The sequence below is a fragment of the Pseudomonas sp. TAA207 genome (assembly GCF_001529285.1).
GTDB classification, from domain to species: domain Bacteria; phylum Pseudomonadota; class Gammaproteobacteria; order Pseudomonadales; family Pseudomonadaceae; genus Aquipseudomonas; species Aquipseudomonas weihenstephanensis.
This window is the reverse complement of sequence record NZ_LLWJ01000072.1, coordinates 92,492-111,532: the sequence shown is the minus strand read 5'-3', so window position 1 is coordinate 111,532 and position 19,041 is coordinate 92,492. Positions and strand designations below refer to the sequence as shown.

Sequence of the window (19,041 nt, the reverse complement as noted above, 5' to 3'; positions counted from 1 at the left end):
TTATGAAGTTCTGCATCCCTCTTACCCGCGCGCGTAACACGACTGATGCGGGGTTTTTTTCTACAGCTGATCTGCCGCGCAGCGTTATACCTTTAGGGGCTTAAAAATTTCATAAAATTCTGTTTAGAAATTAGACCAAAGGCCGATAGCATCCCTCCACCCGAGCGTAGGAAGTTTCTTTGTATATAGCTATTAGGTCTTAAAAGTTTAGAAATAAACCTTTTTGGGTTTAACCAAAAGCCATTACCCTACGCACAAATGACGGATGACTAGACAAAGGTCGTAGACATGAATAGTTACGATTGACTTGTCAGTCACGGTCTGGCGCTAATCGCGCATCTCTAGCACCGAAACGTCAGATTTCGGGTTAAAGAACTACAAAAATTAGAAAAGCAAAGGAGCAAGACAATGAACAAGTCCACCTTGGCCGTGGCTGTGGCCGTAGGTTTGTTGGCGCAACAAGCAGGCGCTGCCGGCTTCATCGAAGACAGCAAGGCAACCCTGAAGCTACGCAACTTCTACATCAATACCGATAACCGCGACTCGGGTACCAAAGCGGCTGGCGCTCAGAACAAGCAGGAAGAGTGGGGCCAAGGCTTCCAGCTGGACTTCACCTCGGGCTTCACCCAAGGCACCGTCGGTTTCGGTGTGGACGCTATCGCGCTGTTGGGCGTGCGTCTGGATTCGGGCGGCGGGACTAATGGTGTTGGTTCGTATGGCGGCACGGTTTTCCCGAGCAAGTCCAACGGCGACGCGGTAAATGAATATTCCAGCCTGGGCCTGACAGCCAAAGCCAAGATCTCCCAGACCGAACTGCGTTACGGCACCCTGATGCCCAAACTGCCGGTCATTTCCTATAACGATGGTCGTCTGCTGCCTCAGACCTTTGAAGGTGGCCAAATCACCTCCAATGAGTTCAAGGACCTGACCCTGATCGGTGGTCAGATCGAGCACGTTAAAGGCCGTAACTCCAGCAACAACGAACAGATGTCGATTGGTGGTGCGAACGCTCGCACAGCCAACAGCAACAAGTTCATCTACGCCGGTGGCGACTACAAGGTCACCAAAGACCTGTTGCTTCAGTACTACTACGGCAACCTAGACAAGTTCTACAAACAGAACTTCCTGGGCCTGGTACATAACTGGTCGATTGGTCCGGGCGTGTTGAAAACGGATCTGCGTTATTTCAACAGCCGTGATGACGGCAAAAACGGTTATGACTCCTCGTACTTCAGCAACGGCGATTACAGCAACAGCGTGCTGAAAAACGGTAAAGGTAAAGTCGACAACAACCTGTACAGCGGCTTGTTCCTGTACACCGTTGAAGGTCACACCTTCGGTGGTGGTTACCAGGTGAGCAACGGCAGCAGCGACTTCCCGTGGTTGAACCAGGGTGACGGTTCGTCGAACTACACCATCACTGACATGCAAATCCAGAAGTTTGGCCGTGCCGGCGAACGTACTTGGCAAGCACGCTACTCGTATGACTTTGCCAAGGTTGGCGTACCGGGCCTGACGGCCGGTGCGGTGTACCTGCGTGGCGATAACATCGACACCTATGGCAAAAGTGGCCAGACCAGCAATGGCGCTTCCGAGTGGGAACGTGACATCACGGTGGCCTACGTGGTGCAAGAAGGTCCGTTGAAAAATCTGGGCGTAATGTGGAAAAACGCCATGTGGCGCAACGACATTGCTGGCCAACGCGATCAGGACGAAAACCGTCTGATCGTCAGCTACTCGATCCCGTTGCTGTAATTCGGGCGTAGCGTAAAGGTAAGAAAAATCCTGCCCGGCGCAATGCCGGGCAGGGTGTTTACCGAAGACCAGAACGATCAATTCGCAACACATTAATAGTCGCAGCTCCCTGCCGCTCCCCTTGCCTAAACCTGAGCCCAGAGTGGACCCGGTGCTGGGGTGCGTCCAATGAAACAGTTTTTAATATTCACTTTTGATCTAAGTCAATAGTCATTCATTCTTTTAAATTAAGTCATGCCACAGGCAGAGTGAACGCTCACTGCCTCGCCATCTCTTATAAAAAGGAACTGCACCATGAGCCTTAGACTCGGCGATATCGCCCCCGATTTTGAACAGGATTCCAGCGCTGGCAATATCCATTTTCATGAGTGGCTGGGCGACAGTTGGGGCGTATTGTTTTCGCACCCGGTGGACTTCACCCCGGTGTGCACCACAGAGCTGGGCTTCACCGCCAAACTCAAAGATGAGTTCGCCAAGCGCGGCGTCAAAGCCATTGCACTCTCCGTCGACCCGGTGGACTCGCACCACAAGTGGATCGAGGACATTAACGAAACGCAAAACACCGTGGTCAACTTCCCGATCCTGGCCGATGCCGATCGCAAGGTGAGCGATCTTTACGACCTGATTCATCCCAATGCCAGCGACACCCTCACCGTGCGCTCGTTGTTCGTGATCGACCCGAACAAAAAGATTCGCCTGACCATCACCTACCCGGCCAGTACGGGGCGCAACTTCAATGAAATCCTGCGAGTAATCGACTCGCTGCAACTCACCGACAACTACAAAGTCGCCACCCCGGCCAACTGGCAAGACGGTGACGACGTGGTGATCGTGCCCTCGATCAAGGACGAAGAGGAGATCAAACAACGCTTCCCCAAAGGCTACCGCGCGGTGAAGCCTTACCTGCGTCTGACGCCCCAACCGAACAAGTAGGGCCTGGCCAACCCGCGCTCAGGGATGAGCGAGGGGTTGATAGCGCTCAATATTGCCGCCCAGTCGACTGATCACCAAGGTGAGGGAGTCGGCGTTACAAACAATGACATTGAAACGAACCTGCGGGTCGTTCAAAAAAGCCAGGCGCGCCTGATCCAGTGTCGGGGCGCCAGTCACCGCCAGAATGCGTTGTTGGGTATTTGCAGGCAGGCTTGTAGTCGAAGGGGCGGCCGCGTTCTGGTTTATGAACAGGTCACTGATCGTTGTCGACCTGGATAATGCCGTGGCCTGCAAACTCGATAGCTGGTCGAGGATGTTATGAAATGGCGCTGCGCTATTTTTTAGTAGCTCGACGTAAGGCGAACCCGAATTCAAGTAGGCAATGTCCACGGTCTTGGCCGTTTGATGCGACACCTCGTGAATAAGCGTGGTTGCGCGAAAGTGCAGATTGAAGTCGAACGGTGGATGGGTGGGTTTTAACCCCAACATGATGCCGGTGTTGAAAGGGTCAAGCAGTGTCTGAAAGAACCCTTCGTAAATGTAGATGTACTTGCGCGTGTCATTGATCAGTACGAAGGCCAATTCAGACTGATTAGTGGGCACATGGCGAAGCAAGACGTAGCGCTCGGAGTTAAGGGGGTTCATTGAGGGCTTTAGCAGGCGGCCCAAAATTGAATTAATCGCGGTTTCAATTTTTTTGACCTGACTGGGCATGATGCCTGGGCTGCCGAAAAAATCTTCAAGCCACTGACGGTGCTGCTCGTATTGGCGCCCCGGATTGTGCAGACGCTTTAGAACCTTTTTTGCCTCGATCAAGTATTCAATCGCCCGCTGGTGAGCCGCTTCAATCGCAGCGGCTTTAGCAGGAAAAAGGCTACGGATCTGCGGCATGCCCTCTGCCTCGGTCACCGAGTCAGGAAAACGTCTGGCAGGCACTGCAGGTCTGGACAGTATTGGCCCGCCTCCCAACAAAGGCTCACGCGTGTTCAGCTCCCAGCGATTCAGGCGATCACGTTGTATTGCTGGCCCTGTGCGGTGCTCACCTATATCAATGCGCCAGCGTTGAAGGTCTTTTTTAACCCGATAAATATTGCCGGCCAACACGATGTAGTTCGCCTCGTTGGCCGCGTTGCTATACATGCCGGTTTCTTCATTGAGGGTCATGTCATGAAGGGATACGAGGTGATCAATATAGGGTTGCAGGGTATTCAGTTGCCGGGCCTTGAATAACGAAACTTCGCCAGCGGCGGGGATGGGTTGAGTGACGACCGGGGGGGCTGGGTGCATACCCACGGGAAGTTCATGCGGCCTTTGGGCGGGGCCACTTCGCGCGGTGATCAGCATCATTATGGAGGCTACAAAACGGGTTAGCGCTTCGCCCCAGTGCCCTTCGGCTGCCGCCAGTACCGATGATTTCAATGTGTCTTGTGTCTGCCAAACAGTGATGGGCAGGCTGAGCTTACCCGGCAAAAACATGAGGGCTGTTTCAGCGATCAATGAAAGCAGGGTCTTGAACGATGCCCAGTCGGCTTCTGAGGTGGTGACCGATTGCTGTTTGGCCATATCCAGCAACATCACGGTGTTGTCGTCGTACAAGGTCAAAAATGCATTGCCTTCGATGGCCTCGCTGGAGAGCGTGACGGGGCTGGGTGTTGAATACACATCAAAACTGAAGAAGTCTTGAGAGATGTAGGTGATGTGCGGCTCTTTAAAACCGCCGTTATCGTATTTTTTTCGGGTGTAGGGGGTAAGCCTGCTCAGGATTAGCGCTTGCAGTGTGGCCCGCGAACACAGGTCGAAAATAAAGTGCTGTTCATCGGGATACTCCTTGAATGAAAAATCCTCGCTGTACGTGGCCCACACCACAAAAGGCCCTTCGCCAGGGGCCTCGGGGCTGATCACATACACCCCTTTCACCGGGTCGGGGGTCGCATCGCTGGATGTGCACAGTTGTAAGCGCCGCAAACGGATCCGCTTGCCGTTGACAGGTTCGCGTGCGCCGCCATCGGGCATGTTCATGACCTGTTCAATACAGCGGTACGCCGCGTCTGTGAGCTGGCCTGCCAACTTAAGGTTGAACGCTGTTTCCAGAACTTGAGGAGGCAGTTGATTACAGAACATCCCGAACCGTGCGGCATAGTCCGGTTTGCCACGGGGCAGTTTTTCACCCAGCAAGGCTCGGTACTGGCCACCGATGTTTAAGTGTCGCACCAGCGTTTTGACTGCGAACTCATTGAGCGCTGGCGGTAACACATTCGCGCTTAGCGAGCGCAGCGATAGCTGCCCTGTCAGTTGCCCAAATCCTCGAAGCGCATACGCTGTGAAGGATTGGATGGTTCTGGACACGGCCCCTCCCGCCGCTGCAATTTGTGCAGTCCAGGCGGGTGATGTGGTAACGGTGACAGTGACCTCAATGTCATGCGGGTCCAGTTCAGTGTGTGGGTAGTCCGCGCTCAGTTGAGCTTTGAGTGCCTTGTAGGCGAAGTCGTTGATATCGGGAATATCGTGCAAGTAGTCGTGGTTGTTTCTGACCGCATCCCGGTAACGCTCTAACAGGTTGGCGTATTCAAGTTGGTCTTGTAAGGGGGCTTCTTTTAAGGCTTTTGGCAGGGCCGCCTCAAACTGCAGCGTGTCAACGTATTGAAGGAGGGCCGTGAGATTGAAACTGTGGCGGATGCGCGTTTTGTAATTAAGAACGCTGTCTTGCAGCATGGCACTTGGCATGTTGATGTCGATGGCTTCGTCCATCACCGCCGACAGGTCTTGTATATGTTGTTGGATGCTGCTGCGCGACAAGGCTTCTAAAAAGTTGTCCTCGAAAACTTCAAAACTAAAGAGGTCGCTGTTTTCGGCCAGCAGCATTGCCCGGTTGGCAATCACGGTCGCTCGTTGAACACGGCCCAGGGTCGAGATTAATGTCTCGCTCTCTTTGTTATCAAAAAGCCGTTTGCGCAAGGCGGCCTGGCAGGCCGTGAGAGTGGCGAACACTTCGAACTTTTTGGCCGGAGACCAAAAATAAACTCGCCCGCAACAGGAGGTGTCCAGCCCGCCGCGTTCCGTGATGAGAAAACACTCTTCAAGGGTGGCGGTGATACCGGCCTGGCGCGAATAAAGAATGACTTTAAACACATCGGACACAAAGTGGTAATACGACGGGCGCTCATTGCGCTGCCAGCCCAGGTTGAATATTTCAATGCAGCTTGTGTCGTGCGTTGAGAGTGAGGGGTCATATTGATAAAAATACAGCCCGCCGGCCCAGAGGTTCTTAAGGCGTAAATCAGCCAGTTTTTTAATACCGCTCATGGGGTGGTCAGGCGGTGTTGGCAGTGGGGTTTTTTGTTCGTGTAGCAGCGCTTCGGTGAAGTAATCAATCAGTGCAGCACTAAAGCCCTGCGCCATCGTGAATAACACCCGATGAATCGCTGCACTTTGGGCTGCGTCGATCAGGGTGGCGGGGGTGCTGTCCTGCTGTTTTATTTGATAACGCACACGGGTGTACTTGATCGGTAACGGCGTATGCCCCGTCACGTGCTCCAACAGGGCATCAATCAGGGTTGGCGGTGTGGCAGGGGGGGTGAGCAGCGAAGAGTCATACACCTCTATTTTTTCAATCTCCAGCGCCAGTCTGTTGGTGCTCAACCAGTGCTGAGCGAACAGGTGTTTAACGAATGACGCGACACTGGGAAAGGCTGCCAGGAGCCGGTCGAGTTGGTTATCAAGTGCCTGTAAATCTGTTTTGATTTCCTGGACGGAGGATTTCACAACACTCAATACATTACCTTCGGTTGCGATAGTGCTTTGTCCCAAGGACAGATGAGTGCTCCAGCGCTGCTGATTAAACAGCGGTATCAGCGCCGGGTTGACCAGGGCGCGAATATCCAGTGCGTCATCCAGTACTGCTGATATCAGACCGGCATAGTCCTTCGCGGTATACGACCGCTGTGGGTAAGCCAGCTTTTTTATCCATTCAGACAAGTAATGCGCATCAGCGATGACTTTTTGAAAAAGCCGTTGTTCTACGGTTGCAAACAGGTTGCCATGAAGCAACGTGTGGCCGAACGCAAGTGGCGACGTCAGGCTTAAATTTGCGCGATCGCCGCGCGCCATATGGCGCGCTAAGGACGCTTCCAGACCTTGGGGGCCATCAACTCGTTTTTGGAACAGTGATAACGTGACGCGAGGCAAAACGGTGAGCGTGAAATGCGCCCACGAATCAAATACTTCGAGGCCCTTGTCGGTCATGACAATGAATTGACCGCGCGTGTCGCCAATAAAGATGCCATACCACCCCTCCCAGGCGATGGGTGAAAACAGCGTTTGATTCATGTGCAACAAAACACTTTGTAGTGGCGCCCCGTTGTTTAGATAGATCCCCCCAAACAGTTGGTTGAATGTGTTCGAACTCACGCGGCCGGAATGTCGCGCCTGGAGGAGTTCGTTCAAAAAGCGGTCACTTAGTTCGTAGACCAGTGTGGCTTGCAACGTCGGAAAGGGCAGTTGAAGGGCGGTCCAGGCCTCCAAGAGTTCCTTGGCAATTTCGGCGTCCAGATCATGGGTTGTACTTGCCATCATCCTGATCAGCTTGAGTTCGATTTCACTGCGACTCGTGATGACTGGCGGGTTGCAGGTAGTAGAGGGCCTGTATTCAACGAACTCACTGTCGACCATGGTGCCTTTCAAGTAGTACTCAAATGCCCAATCCACTATTGGGTGCCCGGCCGTGAGCGAAGTGATGGCGCAGGTTTTTTCAACCGCCCCCGTCGATGGCCCGGCAATGTGAGTGGCTGCTTGAAGTCGTTGAAACAGGGCTGAGCGGGCAGAAGGCAGTTGGGACATTAACGTCACCGTGACAAGCCGATCGGCGTCGCTTTGATCATCGAACCGCTCACTCATGCTTTCAAACACATCGCCCGCTATACCTGTTTTTACCAACGCAGCGTCGCTGGTTTCTGCCAAACGATGGCGCATAGAGAAAGGCGTGGAATAGATCAACCCAGCCTCCGCGTTAGCCAAGCGGTGGCGTATATGGGCAACAACCTCAGACCATTGGCCAAATGTCTTAAAGCCCTCTACCAGCGAGTACAGGAAGTAGCTGCTGGCGTCGTTGGGTTCGGCACACAGCAGGCAAACGCCTTTAAAGGTGATAGCCGGCGCATTGGGATAGCTGATGCTGAGATGGTACGCATAGCCGCCGATAACCGGGGGATCGGGCACGGTCTCGCGGGGTGTCGCGCAGGTGTCTATCCACTGTTTTTCAGCCAGCGTGATATCTGCGCGCGCCAGTGCCTCGCGTGCATGGGTCAGAAAACTTTCTTTTACAGAAAGGGGTGAATAAAAAGGGTTCGCAGGCCTCTCGCTCATCATGCATTCCTTGTGAGTAATGACCTGCACCCTATGTCGCCAGACCCGAGGCTGGGAGGTACATAGCTGTTATTTGCGCCCGCGAATGGAGGCGCGAATGCGCCCGTAAACGGCCCGGGGGGACGCAGTTTTAAGAGGGTGTCGAATCCAGGCGGGGCGGGTGCCTGAAAGCATCGCGCTGCATATTCATTTAAGGAATAAACAAATGAATAAATATGATTTATAGATATAAAAATCCCCTGTTAAGGTCTCTTCACTCAAGCGAAAACGCTGACAGCGGTTTGCACACATTCATGCAAGGAAATACCTAGATGCTGGTTGTGACTCTCGGAGGAAGCCCAAGCCAACGATCCCGCTGCGGGGTATTGCTGGACCGCGCCAAAGGTTGGCTCAACCGCCAAGGCGTCGAAGTGGTGAGTTACCAGGTGCGCGATTTCCCGGCTGAGGATTTGCTGCATGCGCGGTTCGACAGCCCGAAAATCATCGACCTGCTGCAACAGATCGAAAACGCCGACGGGTTGGTGATTGCGACACCGGTGTACAAGGCATCTTTTAGCGGCGCCCTGAAAACCGTCCTCGATTTACTGCCTGAACGCGCGCTGAGTCACAAGGTGGTGTTGCCCATTGCTACGGGCGGCAGCATCGCCCACATGCTGGCAGTGGATTACGCACTCAAACCCGTGTTGTCGGCGCTCAAGGCCCAAGAAATGCTGCACGGTATCTTTGCCGATGACAGCCAGATTGCTTATGGCGAAGGCAGCGCTCAAGCACAGTTGGCGCCGGTACTGGAACAGCGCTTGAACGAGTCGCTGGAGCAGTTTTACAGCGCGCTGGCCCGTCGCCCCAAGCCGCTGGACCCCAACCTTCTGAACGAGCGCCTGGTCGCGGCTCGCTGGAGTATCTGATTTAACGCTTTCCCCACCTTACTGACCCGCTAACGGCTCGGCAGGTGCAACCCGAATCTCGAATAACAAAAGGAGAGCGCCATGCGCCCTGTCATTTTGCGTCGAGGTCTGGTCGCACTGTTAGCTGCGGCTGTGTCCTTCGGCGTCGTGTTAGAAGCTCAAGCAGATGCCCTGCGCATCGGTTATCAAAAATACGGCACGCTGATGCTGCTCAAAGCCAAAGGCACGCTGGAAAAGCGTCTGGCCGAGCAGGGCGTCGAGGTGCAGTGGACTGAGTTCCCCGGTGGCCCACAACTGTTGGAAGGCTTGAACGTCGGCTCAATCGACTTCGGCGTCACCGGTGAAACACCCCCCGTGTTCGCTCAAGCGGCTGGCGCTGATTTGCTCTACGTCGCCTACGAGCCACCGGCGCCCACCAGCGAAGCGATTCTGGTGCCCAAGGATTCGCCGATCACCTCGGTGAAAGACCTCAAGGGCAAAAAAGTCGTGCTCAACAAAGGCTCCAATGTGCATTACCTGCTAGTGCGTGCACTGGAAGACGCGGGCCTGAAGTATTCCGATATCCAGACTGTATTCCTGCCACCGGCGGATGCGCGTGCGGCGTTCGAACGCGCCAGTGTGGATGCGTGGGTGATTTGGGACCCGTACCAGGCCGCCGCCGAGCAACAGTTGCAAGCGCGCACCCTGCGTGATGCCAGCGGTATCGCAGACAACCATCAGTTCTACCTGGCGACCAAGCCGTATGCGCAGCAGCACCCCAAGGTGATCGAAACCCTGGTGGATGAAGTGCGCAACATTGGCGAGTGGGCCAAAGCCAACCCTCAAGAGGTAACCCAACAAGTGGCGCCGCTGCTGGGGTTGTCTCCCGAGATCACCCTCACAGCCGTCAAACGCCAGGGTTACGGCGCGCAATTTCTGACCCCGGAGGTGATCAACGCACAGCAAAAAATCGCTGACAGTTTTTACCAGCTCAAGTTGATCCCCAAACCGCTGGTGGTCAAAGACGTGATCTGGACGCCCCCGGCCGCTGTGGCCAAAGCCCTCTAACGCTTGCCGTACCCATTTAGGAGACCACTCCATGAGCCTCAATATTTTCTGGTTCCTGCCTACCCACGGTGATGGCCATTACCTTGGCACCAGCGAAGGCGCCCGCGCTGTCGATTACGGTTACCTGCAACAAGTGGCGCAAGCGGCGGATCGGCTGGGTTTTGGCGGGGTGTTGATCCCCACCGGCCGTTCCTGCGAAGACTCCTGGCTGGTGGCCGCTGCACTGATCCCGGTGACCCAGCGCCTGAAATTTCTGGTGGCTTTGCGTCCTGGCATCGTTTCGCCCACCGTGGCCGCGCGGCAGGCGGCGACGCTTGATCGTTTGTCGGGCGGGCGGGCGCTGTTCAATCTGGTGACGGGGGGTGACCCGGAGGAGTTGGCCGGTGATGGCCTGTTCCTCAGCCATGAAGAGCGTTACCAGGCGTCGGTGGAGTTCACCCGCATCTGGCGCCGTGTACTCGAAGGCGAAACCGTGGACTACGATGGCCAGCACATCAGCGTCAAAGGCGCCAAGTTGTTGTACCCGCCGATCCAGCAACCGCGTCCGCCGCTGTACTTTGGCGGTTCGTCGCTAGCGGCGCAGGATCTGGCCGCCGAACAAGTTGAAATGGTGCTGACGTGGGGCGAGCCACCTGCCGCGGTCGCTGAAAAGATTGAACAAGTGCGCGCCAAAGCCGCCAAGCTCGGGCGCACGGTGCGCTTCGGCATTCGTTTGCACGTCATCGTGCGCGAGACCAATGAAGAGGCATGGAAAGCCGCAGACAAGCTGATATCGCATCTGGACGACGACACCATCGCCCGCGCCCAGGCCTCTTTGGCGCGCTTTGATTCGGTGGGCCAGCAACGCATGGCTGCGCTGCACGGCGGCAGCCGCGATAACCTCGAAGTCAGCCCCAACCTGTGGGCGGGCGTGGGGCTGGTGCGCGGCGGCGCGGGCACGGCGCTGGTCGGTGACGGCCCAACGGTCGCGGCACGGGTTCAGGAATATGCCGACCTGGGCATCGACACGTTCATCTTCTCCGGCTACCCGCACCTGGAAGAGTCTTATCGCGTGGCGGAGCTGTTGTTCCCGCACCTGGATATCGAGCGCCCGGAACTGCCGAAAAGTGCCGGATATGTGAGCCCGTTTGGCGAAATGGTGGCCAACGACATCCTCCCCAAAGCCGCGTCGCAGAGCTGAGGCGGCCATGAGTACAGCGAAGGCATCACGCCTTAGTAACTTCGGCCACACAGTGGCGCCCTGGGCCTTGCCCGTGTTGTTGTTGGCGGTGTGGCAGCTTTCGGTGTCGGCCGGTTGGTTGTCGACGCGCATTCTGCCCGCGCCCAGTGCCGTGTTTGCGGCAGGCGTTGAGCTGGTGCGCAGTGGCGAGATCTGGAAGCACCTCGCTATTAGCGGCTGGCGCGCCGGGTTGGGCTTTGTCATTGGCGGCAGTATTGGCCTGGCCTTGGGCTTTATCACCGGCCTGTCAAAGTGGGGCGAACGCCTGCTCGACAGCTCGGTGCAAATGATCCGCAACGTGCCGCACCTGGCGCTGATTCCGCTGGTGATCCTGTGGTTCGGGATTGATGAGTCGGCGAAGATTTTTTTGGTCGCGCTGGGCACGTTGTTCCCCATTTACCTCAACACCTATCACGGCATTCGCAACGTTGACCCGGCGCTGGTGGAGATGGCGCGCAGCTATGGCCTGTCCGGTTTCAGTCTGTTTCGTCAGGTGATTTTGCCGGGCGCGTTGCCCTCGATTCTGGTGGGTGTGCGGTTCGCACTGGGCTTTATGTGGCTGACGCTGATCGTGGCTGAAACCATCTCTGCCAGTTCCGGCATTGGCTATCTGGCGATGAATGCCCGGGAGTTTTTGCAGACCGACGTGGTGGTGCTGGCGATTGTTTTGTACGCGGTGCTCGGCAAGTTGGCCGACAGCGCGGCCCGAGGACTGGAACGCGTGTGGTTGCGTTGGCACCCGGCGTATCAAGTGGTTAAAGGCGGTGCAGCATGACGGCTCAACAACCCCCGCGCTTGCGTCAGGGCATACCGCTGGCGATCAACAGCCTGCAAAAATCCTTTGGCGAGCGCCGCGTACTGCGCGACATCAACGTGCACATCCCGGCAGGTCAATTTGTGGCTGTCGTGGGGCGCAGCGGTTGTGGCAAAAGCACCTTGATGCGCCTGCTGGCCGGGCTGGATCAGCCCACGGCGGGGCAATTGCTGGCAGGCAGCGCGCCGCTGCAAGACGCGCACGACGACACCCGTTTGATGTTTCAGGAAGCGCGTTTGCTGCCATGGAAAAAAGTCATCGACAACGTGGGCTTGGGGCTTAAAGGCGATTGGCGTGCCAAAGCGCTCAAGGCGCTGGAAGAGGTCGGTCTGGCCGAGCGCGCCCACGAGTGGCCCGCTGCGTTATCGGGCGGACAAAAACAGCGTGTGGCCTTGGCCCGCGCGCTTATTCATCAACCGCGTTTGCTGTTGCTGGACGAGCCGCTGGGTGCGCTTGACGCACTGACCCGCATCGAGATGCAGCAACTGATCGAACGCTTGTGGCGCCAGCATGGTTTCACTGTGTTGCTGGTTACCCACGACGTCAGCGAAGCGGTGGCCATTGCTGATCGGGTGATCCTGATTGAAGACGGCGAAGTGGGGCTGGACCTCCTCGTCGAACTGCCCAGACCGCGCGTGCGTGGCTCACATCGGCTGGCGGCGCTGGAAACCGAAGTCCTTAACCGAGTGCTTGCTTTACCTGGCTTGCCGCCTGAGCCAGAACCCGTTGCACCGTTGCCTACGCAATTGCGTTGGGCGCAATAACCTCAGTTTTCTCTCCCAAGACAGGAATCGACACCATGACCATTAAAGCCATCAACGTGCGTAACCAGTTCAAAGGCCACATCAAGGAAATCGTGCTGGGCGACGTGCTGTCTGAAATCGACGTACAAACGGCTTCGGGCATCGTCACCTCCGTCATCACCACCCGCTCGGTCAAAGAGCTGGAGCTGGTGGTGGGCAGCGAAGTCATCGCGTTTGTGAAATCCACCGAAGTGTCGATCGCCAAGTTGTAAGCGTGGGTTACCCACAACCCCGAACGGCGTAAGCCTTTCGGGGTTTTTGACGTGTGGGAAGGGCGAAATCTGTAGCAGGGGGAGTCAGACCGCCATTGGCGCCGTCATGGGCGCATGGTGCTCATACCCTTCGAGGCTGAAGTCACTCGGCTCGATCAAACCCAGCCATTCGGGCTGATAAACGCCGGTCTTGGCAAACTCAGGCACACGGTCCGAGATCACCAGTTTGGGCATCGGGAACGGCTCGCGGGTCAGTTGCTCGTTGAGCATGTCCAGGTGGTTCTCATACACATGGGCGTCGCCGATGAAGTAAGTGAACCAGCGCGGCGTGTAACCGGTCAGACGGCCGATCAGGCTCAGCAGCGCCGCGCCTTCGGTCAGGTTGAACGGCGTGCCCAGGCCCAGATCGTTGGAGCGAATGTAGAGGGTCAGGGAAATTTCCTTGGTCTCGACATTGGGGTGGAACTGATACAGCAGGTGGCACGGCGGCAGGGCCATTTCGTCGAGTTGGGCGCAGTTCCAGCCGTGGAACAAAATGCGGCGGCTGCCCGGGTCGTTGATGATGGTGTCCACGCACTGGCGCACTTGGTCGATGGCCTTGTACAGCACCACGTAAGCCTGGCCGTCTTCCTCGCCTTCTGCGATCTGGCGGTAGCCCTGGCTCAGGCACAACTCGATGGCGGCCTGATTGCTGCGTGCCACTTGTTTGTAGGCGGGCCATTGGCGCCATTGCACGCCGTAGATTTCACCGAGGTCGTCTTCACCCTGACGGAACGGATTGGCCAGCCATTGGGCGTTTTCGTTGGCGTTCTGATCCCACACTTTGCAGCCCAGCGCGCGGAAGTCGGCGGCACTGTTGACGGGGCGCAAGAACCCGCACATTTCGCCAATCGCCGATTTGAACGCCATGCGCCGGGTGGTGATGGCCGGAAAGCCTTCTTTGAGGTCGTAGCGCAACATGGCGCCGGGCAGACTGATGGTCTTCACGCCGGTACGGTTGGCTTGCAGGGTGCCGTTTTTAATGACGTTGGCAACGAGGTCGAGATATTGCTTCATGGTTTTCCTACCGTTTGAATGCAGGGCCGGGCAGCCCTGCGATTCGAATTTATTGCGCTGTTTTCTGTGTCGCCGAGTCGCGGTGGTAAGCCCACCAGATCAACAGCAGACCACCGACAATCATCGGGATGCAGAGGATTTGCCCCATCGTCACCCAGCCGAACGCCAGATAGCCTAGCTGAGCATCCGGCACGCGGACGAACTCAACGATGAACCGGAAGATGCCGTAGAACAGGGCGAACATGCCGGAAACGGCCATGGTCGGGCGCGGTTTGCGCGAGTACAGCCAAAGAATCAGGAAGAGTGCCACACCTTCGAGGGCAAACTGGTAAAGCTGCGACGGATGACGCGCCAGTTGCTGCGGGTCGGTGGGGAAAATCATCGCCCACGGCACGTCGCTGGCCTTGCCCCACAACTCGGCATTGATGAAGTTACCGATGCGCCCGGCCCCCAGACCAATCGGCACCACCGGGGCAATGAAGTCCATGATCTGGAAGAACGACTTGTTGTTGCGCTTGCCAAACCACCAGGTAGCCAGCATCACGCCAATCAGCCCGCCGTGGAACGCCATGCCGCCTTTCCATACTTCAAAAATCAGCAGCGGGTTGGCGATGTAAGCGCTCAGGTCGTAGAACAGCACGTAGCCCAAGCGACCGCCGACAATCACGCCCATCGCCACCCAAAACACCAGGTCAGAGAGTTTCTCTTTGGTCCAGGTCGGGTCGAAGCGGTTGAGGCGGCGCGACAGGATCAGCCAGGCGGCGCCAATGCCGATCAGGTACATCAAGCCGTACCAATGGATTTTCAGCGGGCCGATGGCCAATGCCACCGGGTCAATCTGCGGGTAAGGCAGCATTGCGACTCCTTGTTAGATCAGGAAACTCACACCGACACAGAACAACAGTGCGGCAAACAGCCGTTTCAGCAGACGCGGCGAAAGCTTATGGGCCAAACGCGCTCCGAAACGGGCGAAAAACATGCTGGTCAGGGCAACCCCCAGCAACGCCGGCAAGTACACAAACCCAAGACTATGCGCGGGCAGGTCGGGGTTGTGCCAGCCAATGATCATGAAACTTAATGCACCCACCAACGCAATCGGCAAGCCGCACGCCGCCGAAGTGGCGACCGCTTGCTGCATCGGCACACTGCGCCAGCTCAGGAACGGCACGGTCAAGGAGCCACCGCCCACCCCGAAAATCGCCGAGGCCCAGCCAATTACCGTACCGGCCAGGGTCAGACCGACTTTGCCCGGGACCGTTCGGCTGGCCTTGGGTTTAAGCTCCAGGGCCATTTGTACGGCAATGACCAAGGCAAACACGCCAATGATCTTTTGCAAATGGGGGCCGGCGATTGCTTCGGCTGTGAGTGCGCCAATGCCCGCGCCGATCAAAATACCCAGCGCCATCCACACAAACAGCGCCCAGCGCACCGCGCCTTTGCGGTTGTGTTCACGGATCGAGTTGATCGAGGTAAAGATGATCGTCGCCAGAGACGTGCCCACGGCCAAGTGAGTCAGCACCTGGGGGTTGAACCCCTGCAAGGTGAAACTGAACACCAGCACCGGAACGATGATAATCCCGCCACCGACCCCAAACAGCCCGGCCAAAACCCCTGCGAAGCCTCCCAGCACCAGATAGAGCAGAAATTCCATGACGCCCCCCAAATGTGATCCGCATGGTAACGGAGCAACGGCTTAGGCTCCACACATGGCGCGAGACGCCGGGGCAATCTATAAGTAGTGGGGTTAAAAAAACATTAAGGACTGCCCATGTGCTTGATTGTGTTTGCCTGGCGCCCCGGCCATGCACAGCCGCTGGTGGTAGCGGCCAACCGTGATGAGTTTTATGCACGCCCCACCAAACCGCTGGCCCAGTGGGCCGAAGCGCCACAGGTGTATGCCGGGCGCGATCTTGAGGCGGGTGGCACATGGCTGGGGATTGGCGCTGATGGCCGTTTTGCGGCGCTGACCAATATTAGGGAGTCGCACAAGCCTGTTTCGCGCCGTTCGCGGGGCGAACTGGTGGGGGATTTCCTGAGTGGTAACCAGCCAATAGGGGACTACTTTAAAGACGTTGGGCGACGTTCTCTGGATTACGCAGGCTTTAACTTGTTGCTGGGCACACGTGATGAGCTGTGGCATTTCAACTCCCATCAAACGGCGCCAGTGCCTTTGAGCGCCGGTGTCTATGGTTTATCCAACGCAGGCCTTGATAGCCCCTGGCCCAAGTTGATCAAAGCCAAGGCTAAACTGCATAAGCTGTTAAGTGACCCGCAGACCAGCGCCTTGCTCAACTTGCTTGGGGATCAGACCCGTGCGCAGGCCAGTGAGCTGCCTGATACCGGTGTGGGTTTGGCCACCGAGTTTTTGTTGTCGAGTGTATTTATTGCCAGCCCCAAGTATGGGACGCGCGCCAGCACGGCATTGATCGTCAAAGCAGACGGTTCAAGGGTCATGGTTGAACAAAGCTTTGGGCCTTATGGCGGGCGTTTGGGCGAGGTGCGCCTACAGGTTTGAGAACCGAAAGGCTGGCGTCGCTGACCAGGCGTGAGGCTGCGATGGGCCGCGAAGCCGCCCCGTTCCTTTGAAAGGCCTTGGGCCCTTATCGCAGCCTCGTGCCTTGTCAGCGACTTGCAGAACGCCCGGCTTAACGCTTAATACGGTTTGATCGCCGCCGGGTTCATCATGCGGGTCAGCCCCATGTTTTTCAGCGCCAATTGCACGGTGCTGCGGATGACCTGCGGGTTATCGATGGTCATCACTTCTGCCAGCAGTTCCTTGGCGCGGCTCAGGCTGACCTGGCGCAGCATCCATTTCACTTTCGGCAGGTTGGTGGCGTTCATCGACAGGCTGTCAAAACCCATGGCCATCAACAGGATCGCCGCCGCCGGATCACCCGCCATTTCGCCGCAGATACTCGCCGGTTTGCCTTCGGCATGGGCGTCGCGGACCACTGACTGCAACGCTTGCAGCACGGCGGGGTGCAAGTAGTCGTACAAATCGGCAACGCGCGGGTTGTTGCGATCTACCGCCAGCAAATACTGGGTCAAGTCGTTGGAGCCTACGGACAGGAAGTCGACCTGACGCGCCAGCTCTTTGGTTTGATACACCGCTGCGGGGATCTCGATCATCACGCCAATCGGCGGCATCGGTACGTCGGTGCCTTCATCGCGCACTTCGCCCCAGGCACGGTGCAGCAGGTGCAGGGCTTCTTCGAGTTCGTGGGTGCCGGAGATCATCGGCAGCAAAATCCGCAGGTTGTTCAGGCCTTCGCTGGCCTTGAGCATGGCCCGGGCCTGAACCAGAAAGATTTCGGGGTGGTCGAGGGTGACGCGAATCCCGCGCCAGCCCAGGAACGGGTTGTCTTCTTTGATCGGGAAATACGACAGTGACTTGTCGCCGCCAATGTCCAGGCTGCGCATGGTCACCGGTTGCGGATGGAAGGCGGCGAGTTGCTCGCGATAAATCGCCAGCTGCTCCTTTTCGCTCGGAAAGCGCTGGTTGATCATGAACGGCACTTCGGTGCGGTACAGACCCACGCCTTCTGCGCCACGCTGTTGCGCGCGCGCCACATCCGCCAGCAACCCGGTGTTGACCCACAGCGGCATGCGATGCCCGTCGGGGGTGATGCACGGCAGCTCGCGCAAGGCGTCGAGGCCCTGAGACAGCTGGCGCTCTTCTTCAACGACTTCGGCGTATTGCTTGCGCAGCAGATCACTGGGGTTGGTGTACACCTCGCCGTGATAGCCGTCGACGATCATCTGAATGCCGTCAACCTTCGAGTACGGCAGGTCGACCAGGCCCATGACCGTCGGGATGCCCATCGCCCGGGCCAGAATCGCTACGTGTGAGTTACCCGAGCCCAGTACCGAGACCAGACCGGCCAACTTGCCCTCAGGCACTTCGCCGAGCATGGTCGCGGTCAGCTCTTCGCTGACCAGAATCGTGTGGTCGGGGTAGACCATGGTTTGCTTGCGATCATGCTGCAAATAGGCCAGCAGGCGGCGCCCCAGATCACGCACATCCGACGCCCGCTCGCGCAGGTAGTCGTCGTCCATCAATTCAAAACGGTTGACGTGATCCGTCACCACCTGGCGCAGCGCGCCCTGTGCCCATTGGCCGGTCTTGATCACATTTTTGACTTCGCTGCCCAGCGAGGCGTCATCGAGCATCATCAGGTACACGTCAAACAGCGCCTGCTCTTCGGGGCGCAGTTGCGTGGCGAGTTTTTTCGACACCGCGCGCATGTCATTGCGCACGCCTTCAAGGGCGGTCTTGAACAGGGCGATTTCAGCGGGAATGTCGGTAATGGTTTTGTCGGGCACCACATCGAGGTCAGCTGGAGGCAACATGACCACCGCTGTGCCGACCGCCGCACCGGGCGACCCCGGAACCCCGACAAACTTGGCTTCCTGAATGCCCTTGCCCTGGCGTCCAAGGCCACGAATCGAACCCGTGGCTTCGGCGTGGGCAATAACGCCCGCCAGTTGCGCACTCATCGTCACCAGAAAGGCTTCTTCGCCTTCATCGAACTGGCGGCGTTCCTTTTGCTGGATCACCAGTACGCCCACCACACGGCGGTGGTGGATGATCGGCGCGCCGAGGAAGGAGGCATAACGTTCTTCACCGGTTTCGGCGAAGTAGCGATAGCGCGGGTGATCGGCGGCGTTTTCGAGGTTCAGAGGTTCTTCACGGGTGCCCACCAGGCCCACCAGGCCTTCGTTGGGCGCCATGCTGACCTTGCCGATCGAGCGCTTGTTCAAGCCCTCGGTGGCCATCAGCACGAAACGGTTGGTCTCTGGATCAAGCAAATAGACCGAGCAGACCTGGCTGCCCATGGCCTCTTTGACGCGCAACACAATAATCCCCAACGCCGCCTTGAGATCCTTGGCGGAGTTAACTTCCTGGACGATCTTGCGCAGCGTATTGAGCATGGCT

The 19,041-nt window shown here is 57.2% G+C and carries 14 protein-coding genes; 9 read left to right on the top strand and 5 right to left on the bottom strand.

The window, feature by feature from the left end:
- The first annotated feature begins 408 nt into the window (after nt 1-408).
- Both AP059_RS20240 and AP059_RS20235 read left to right on the top strand, forming a co-directional pair.
- Entirely contained in the window at nt 409-1,755 is a 1,347-nt protein-coding gene (locus tag AP059_RS20240; RefSeq protein WP_059765726.1) for an OprD family porin, read from the top strand.
- 294 nt (nt 1,756-2,049) lie between these two features.
- A complete protein-coding gene (locus tag AP059_RS20235) occupies nt 2,050-2,688 on the top strand; it encodes a peroxiredoxin (protein ID WP_059765724.1) in 639 nt (212 codons plus the stop codon).
- Between the two features lie 18 nt (nt 2,689-2,706).
- Here the strand turns inward: AP059_RS20235 and AP059_RS20230 are convergent, their stop codons facing one another.
- Complete coding sequence (locus tag AP059_RS20230; protein WP_059765722.1) at nt 2,707-8,049, bottom strand: dermonecrotic toxin domain-containing protein; 5,343 nt, start codon at nt 8,047-8,049, stop codon at nt 2,707-2,709.
- A 311-nt stretch (nt 8,050-8,360) separates the two neighbouring features.
- On the opposite strand from AP059_RS20230, the gene ssuE reads away from it, so the two are divergent.
- The 6 genes from ssuE to AP059_RS20200 all read left to right on the top strand — a co-directional run bounded on the left by ssuE (nt 8,361) and on the right by AP059_RS20200 (nt 13,049).
- Nucleotides 8,361-8,954 (top strand): NADPH-dependent FMN reductase, encoded by a 594-nt coding sequence (ssuE, locus tag AP059_RS20225; RefSeq protein ID WP_059765719.1) that lies wholly within the window; start codon nt 8,361-8,363, stop codon nt 8,952-8,954.
- Nucleotides 8,955-9,035: 81 nt separating this feature from the next.
- The gene (locus AP059_RS20220; protein ID WP_059765717.1) at nt 9,036-10,001 is read left to right on the top strand and encodes a sulfonate ABC transporter substrate-binding protein; all 966 of its coding nucleotides are present in this window, start codon (nt 9,036-9,038) and stop codon (nt 9,999-10,001) included.
- 31 nt (nt 10,002-10,032) lie between these two features.
- Entirely contained in the window at nt 10,033-11,181 is a 1,149-nt protein-coding gene (gene ssuD / locus AP059_RS20215; RefSeq protein WP_059765715.1) for an FMNH2-dependent alkanesulfonate monooxygenase, read from the top strand.
- Between the two features lie 7 nt (nt 11,182-11,188).
- Nucleotides 11,189-11,995, top strand: a complete 807-nt coding sequence (gene ssuC, locus AP059_RS20210; RefSeq protein WP_059765712.1) for an aliphatic sulfonate ABC transporter permease SsuC — start codon at nt 11,189-11,191, stop codon at nt 11,993-11,995.
- Nucleotides 11,992-12,798: an aliphatic sulfonates ABC transporter ATP-binding protein gene (ssuB, locus tag AP059_RS20205; protein WP_059765710.1), complete on the top strand. Its 807-nt coding sequence runs from the start codon at nt 11,992-11,994 to the stop codon at nt 12,796-12,798. The genes ssuC and ssuB overlap by 4 nt, the downstream gene beginning before the upstream one ends.
- 35 nt (nt 12,799-12,833) lie before the next feature.
- Nucleotides 12,834-13,049: a TOBE domain-containing protein gene (locus AP059_RS20200; protein WP_003444581.1), complete on the top strand. Its 216-nt coding sequence runs from the start codon at nt 12,834-12,836 to the stop codon at nt 13,047-13,049.
- A gap of 84 nt (nt 13,050-13,133) precedes the next feature.
- Here AP059_RS20200 and AP059_RS20195 read toward each other — a convergent pair whose 3' ends face one another.
- The 3 genes from AP059_RS20195 to AP059_RS20185 are packed head-to-tail and all read right to left on the bottom strand — an operon-like array spanning nt 13,134 to nt 15,756.
- Nucleotides 13,134-14,105 (bottom strand): thymidylate synthase, encoded by a 972-nt coding sequence (locus tag AP059_RS20195; RefSeq protein WP_059765707.1) that lies wholly within the window; start codon nt 14,103-14,105, stop codon nt 13,134-13,136.
- 49 nt (nt 14,106-14,154) lie between these two features.
- Nucleotides 14,155-14,961, bottom strand: coding sequence for a prolipoprotein diacylglyceryl transferase (gene lgt / locus AP059_RS20190; protein ID WP_048363959.1), 807 nt, complete (start codon nt 14,959-14,961; stop codon nt 14,155-14,157).
- 12 nt (nt 14,962-14,973) lie between these two features.
- Nucleotides 14,974-15,756 carry a sulfite exporter TauE/SafE family protein gene (locus AP059_RS20185; RefSeq protein ID WP_059765705.1) on the bottom strand — a complete coding sequence of 261 codons (783 nt, stop codon included), beginning with the start codon at nt 15,754-15,756 and terminating at the stop codon, nt 14,974-14,976.
- A 117-nt stretch (nt 15,757-15,873) separates the two neighbouring features.
- On the opposite strand from AP059_RS20185, the gene AP059_RS20180 reads away from it, so the two are divergent.
- Nucleotides 15,874-16,620, top strand: a complete 747-nt coding sequence (locus AP059_RS20180; RefSeq protein ID WP_059765703.1) for an NRDE family protein — start codon at nt 15,874-15,876, stop codon at nt 16,618-16,620.
- A 137-nt stretch (nt 16,621-16,757) separates the two neighbouring features.
- Here AP059_RS20180 and ptsP read toward each other — a convergent pair whose 3' ends face one another.
- On the bottom strand, nt 16,758-19,037 hold the full coding sequence (gene ptsP / locus AP059_RS20175; RefSeq protein WP_048363961.1) for a phosphoenolpyruvate--protein phosphotransferase: 2,280 nt from the start codon (nt 19,035-19,037) through the stop codon (nt 16,758-16,760).
- Between the last annotated feature and the right edge of the window lie 4 nt (nt 19,038-19,041).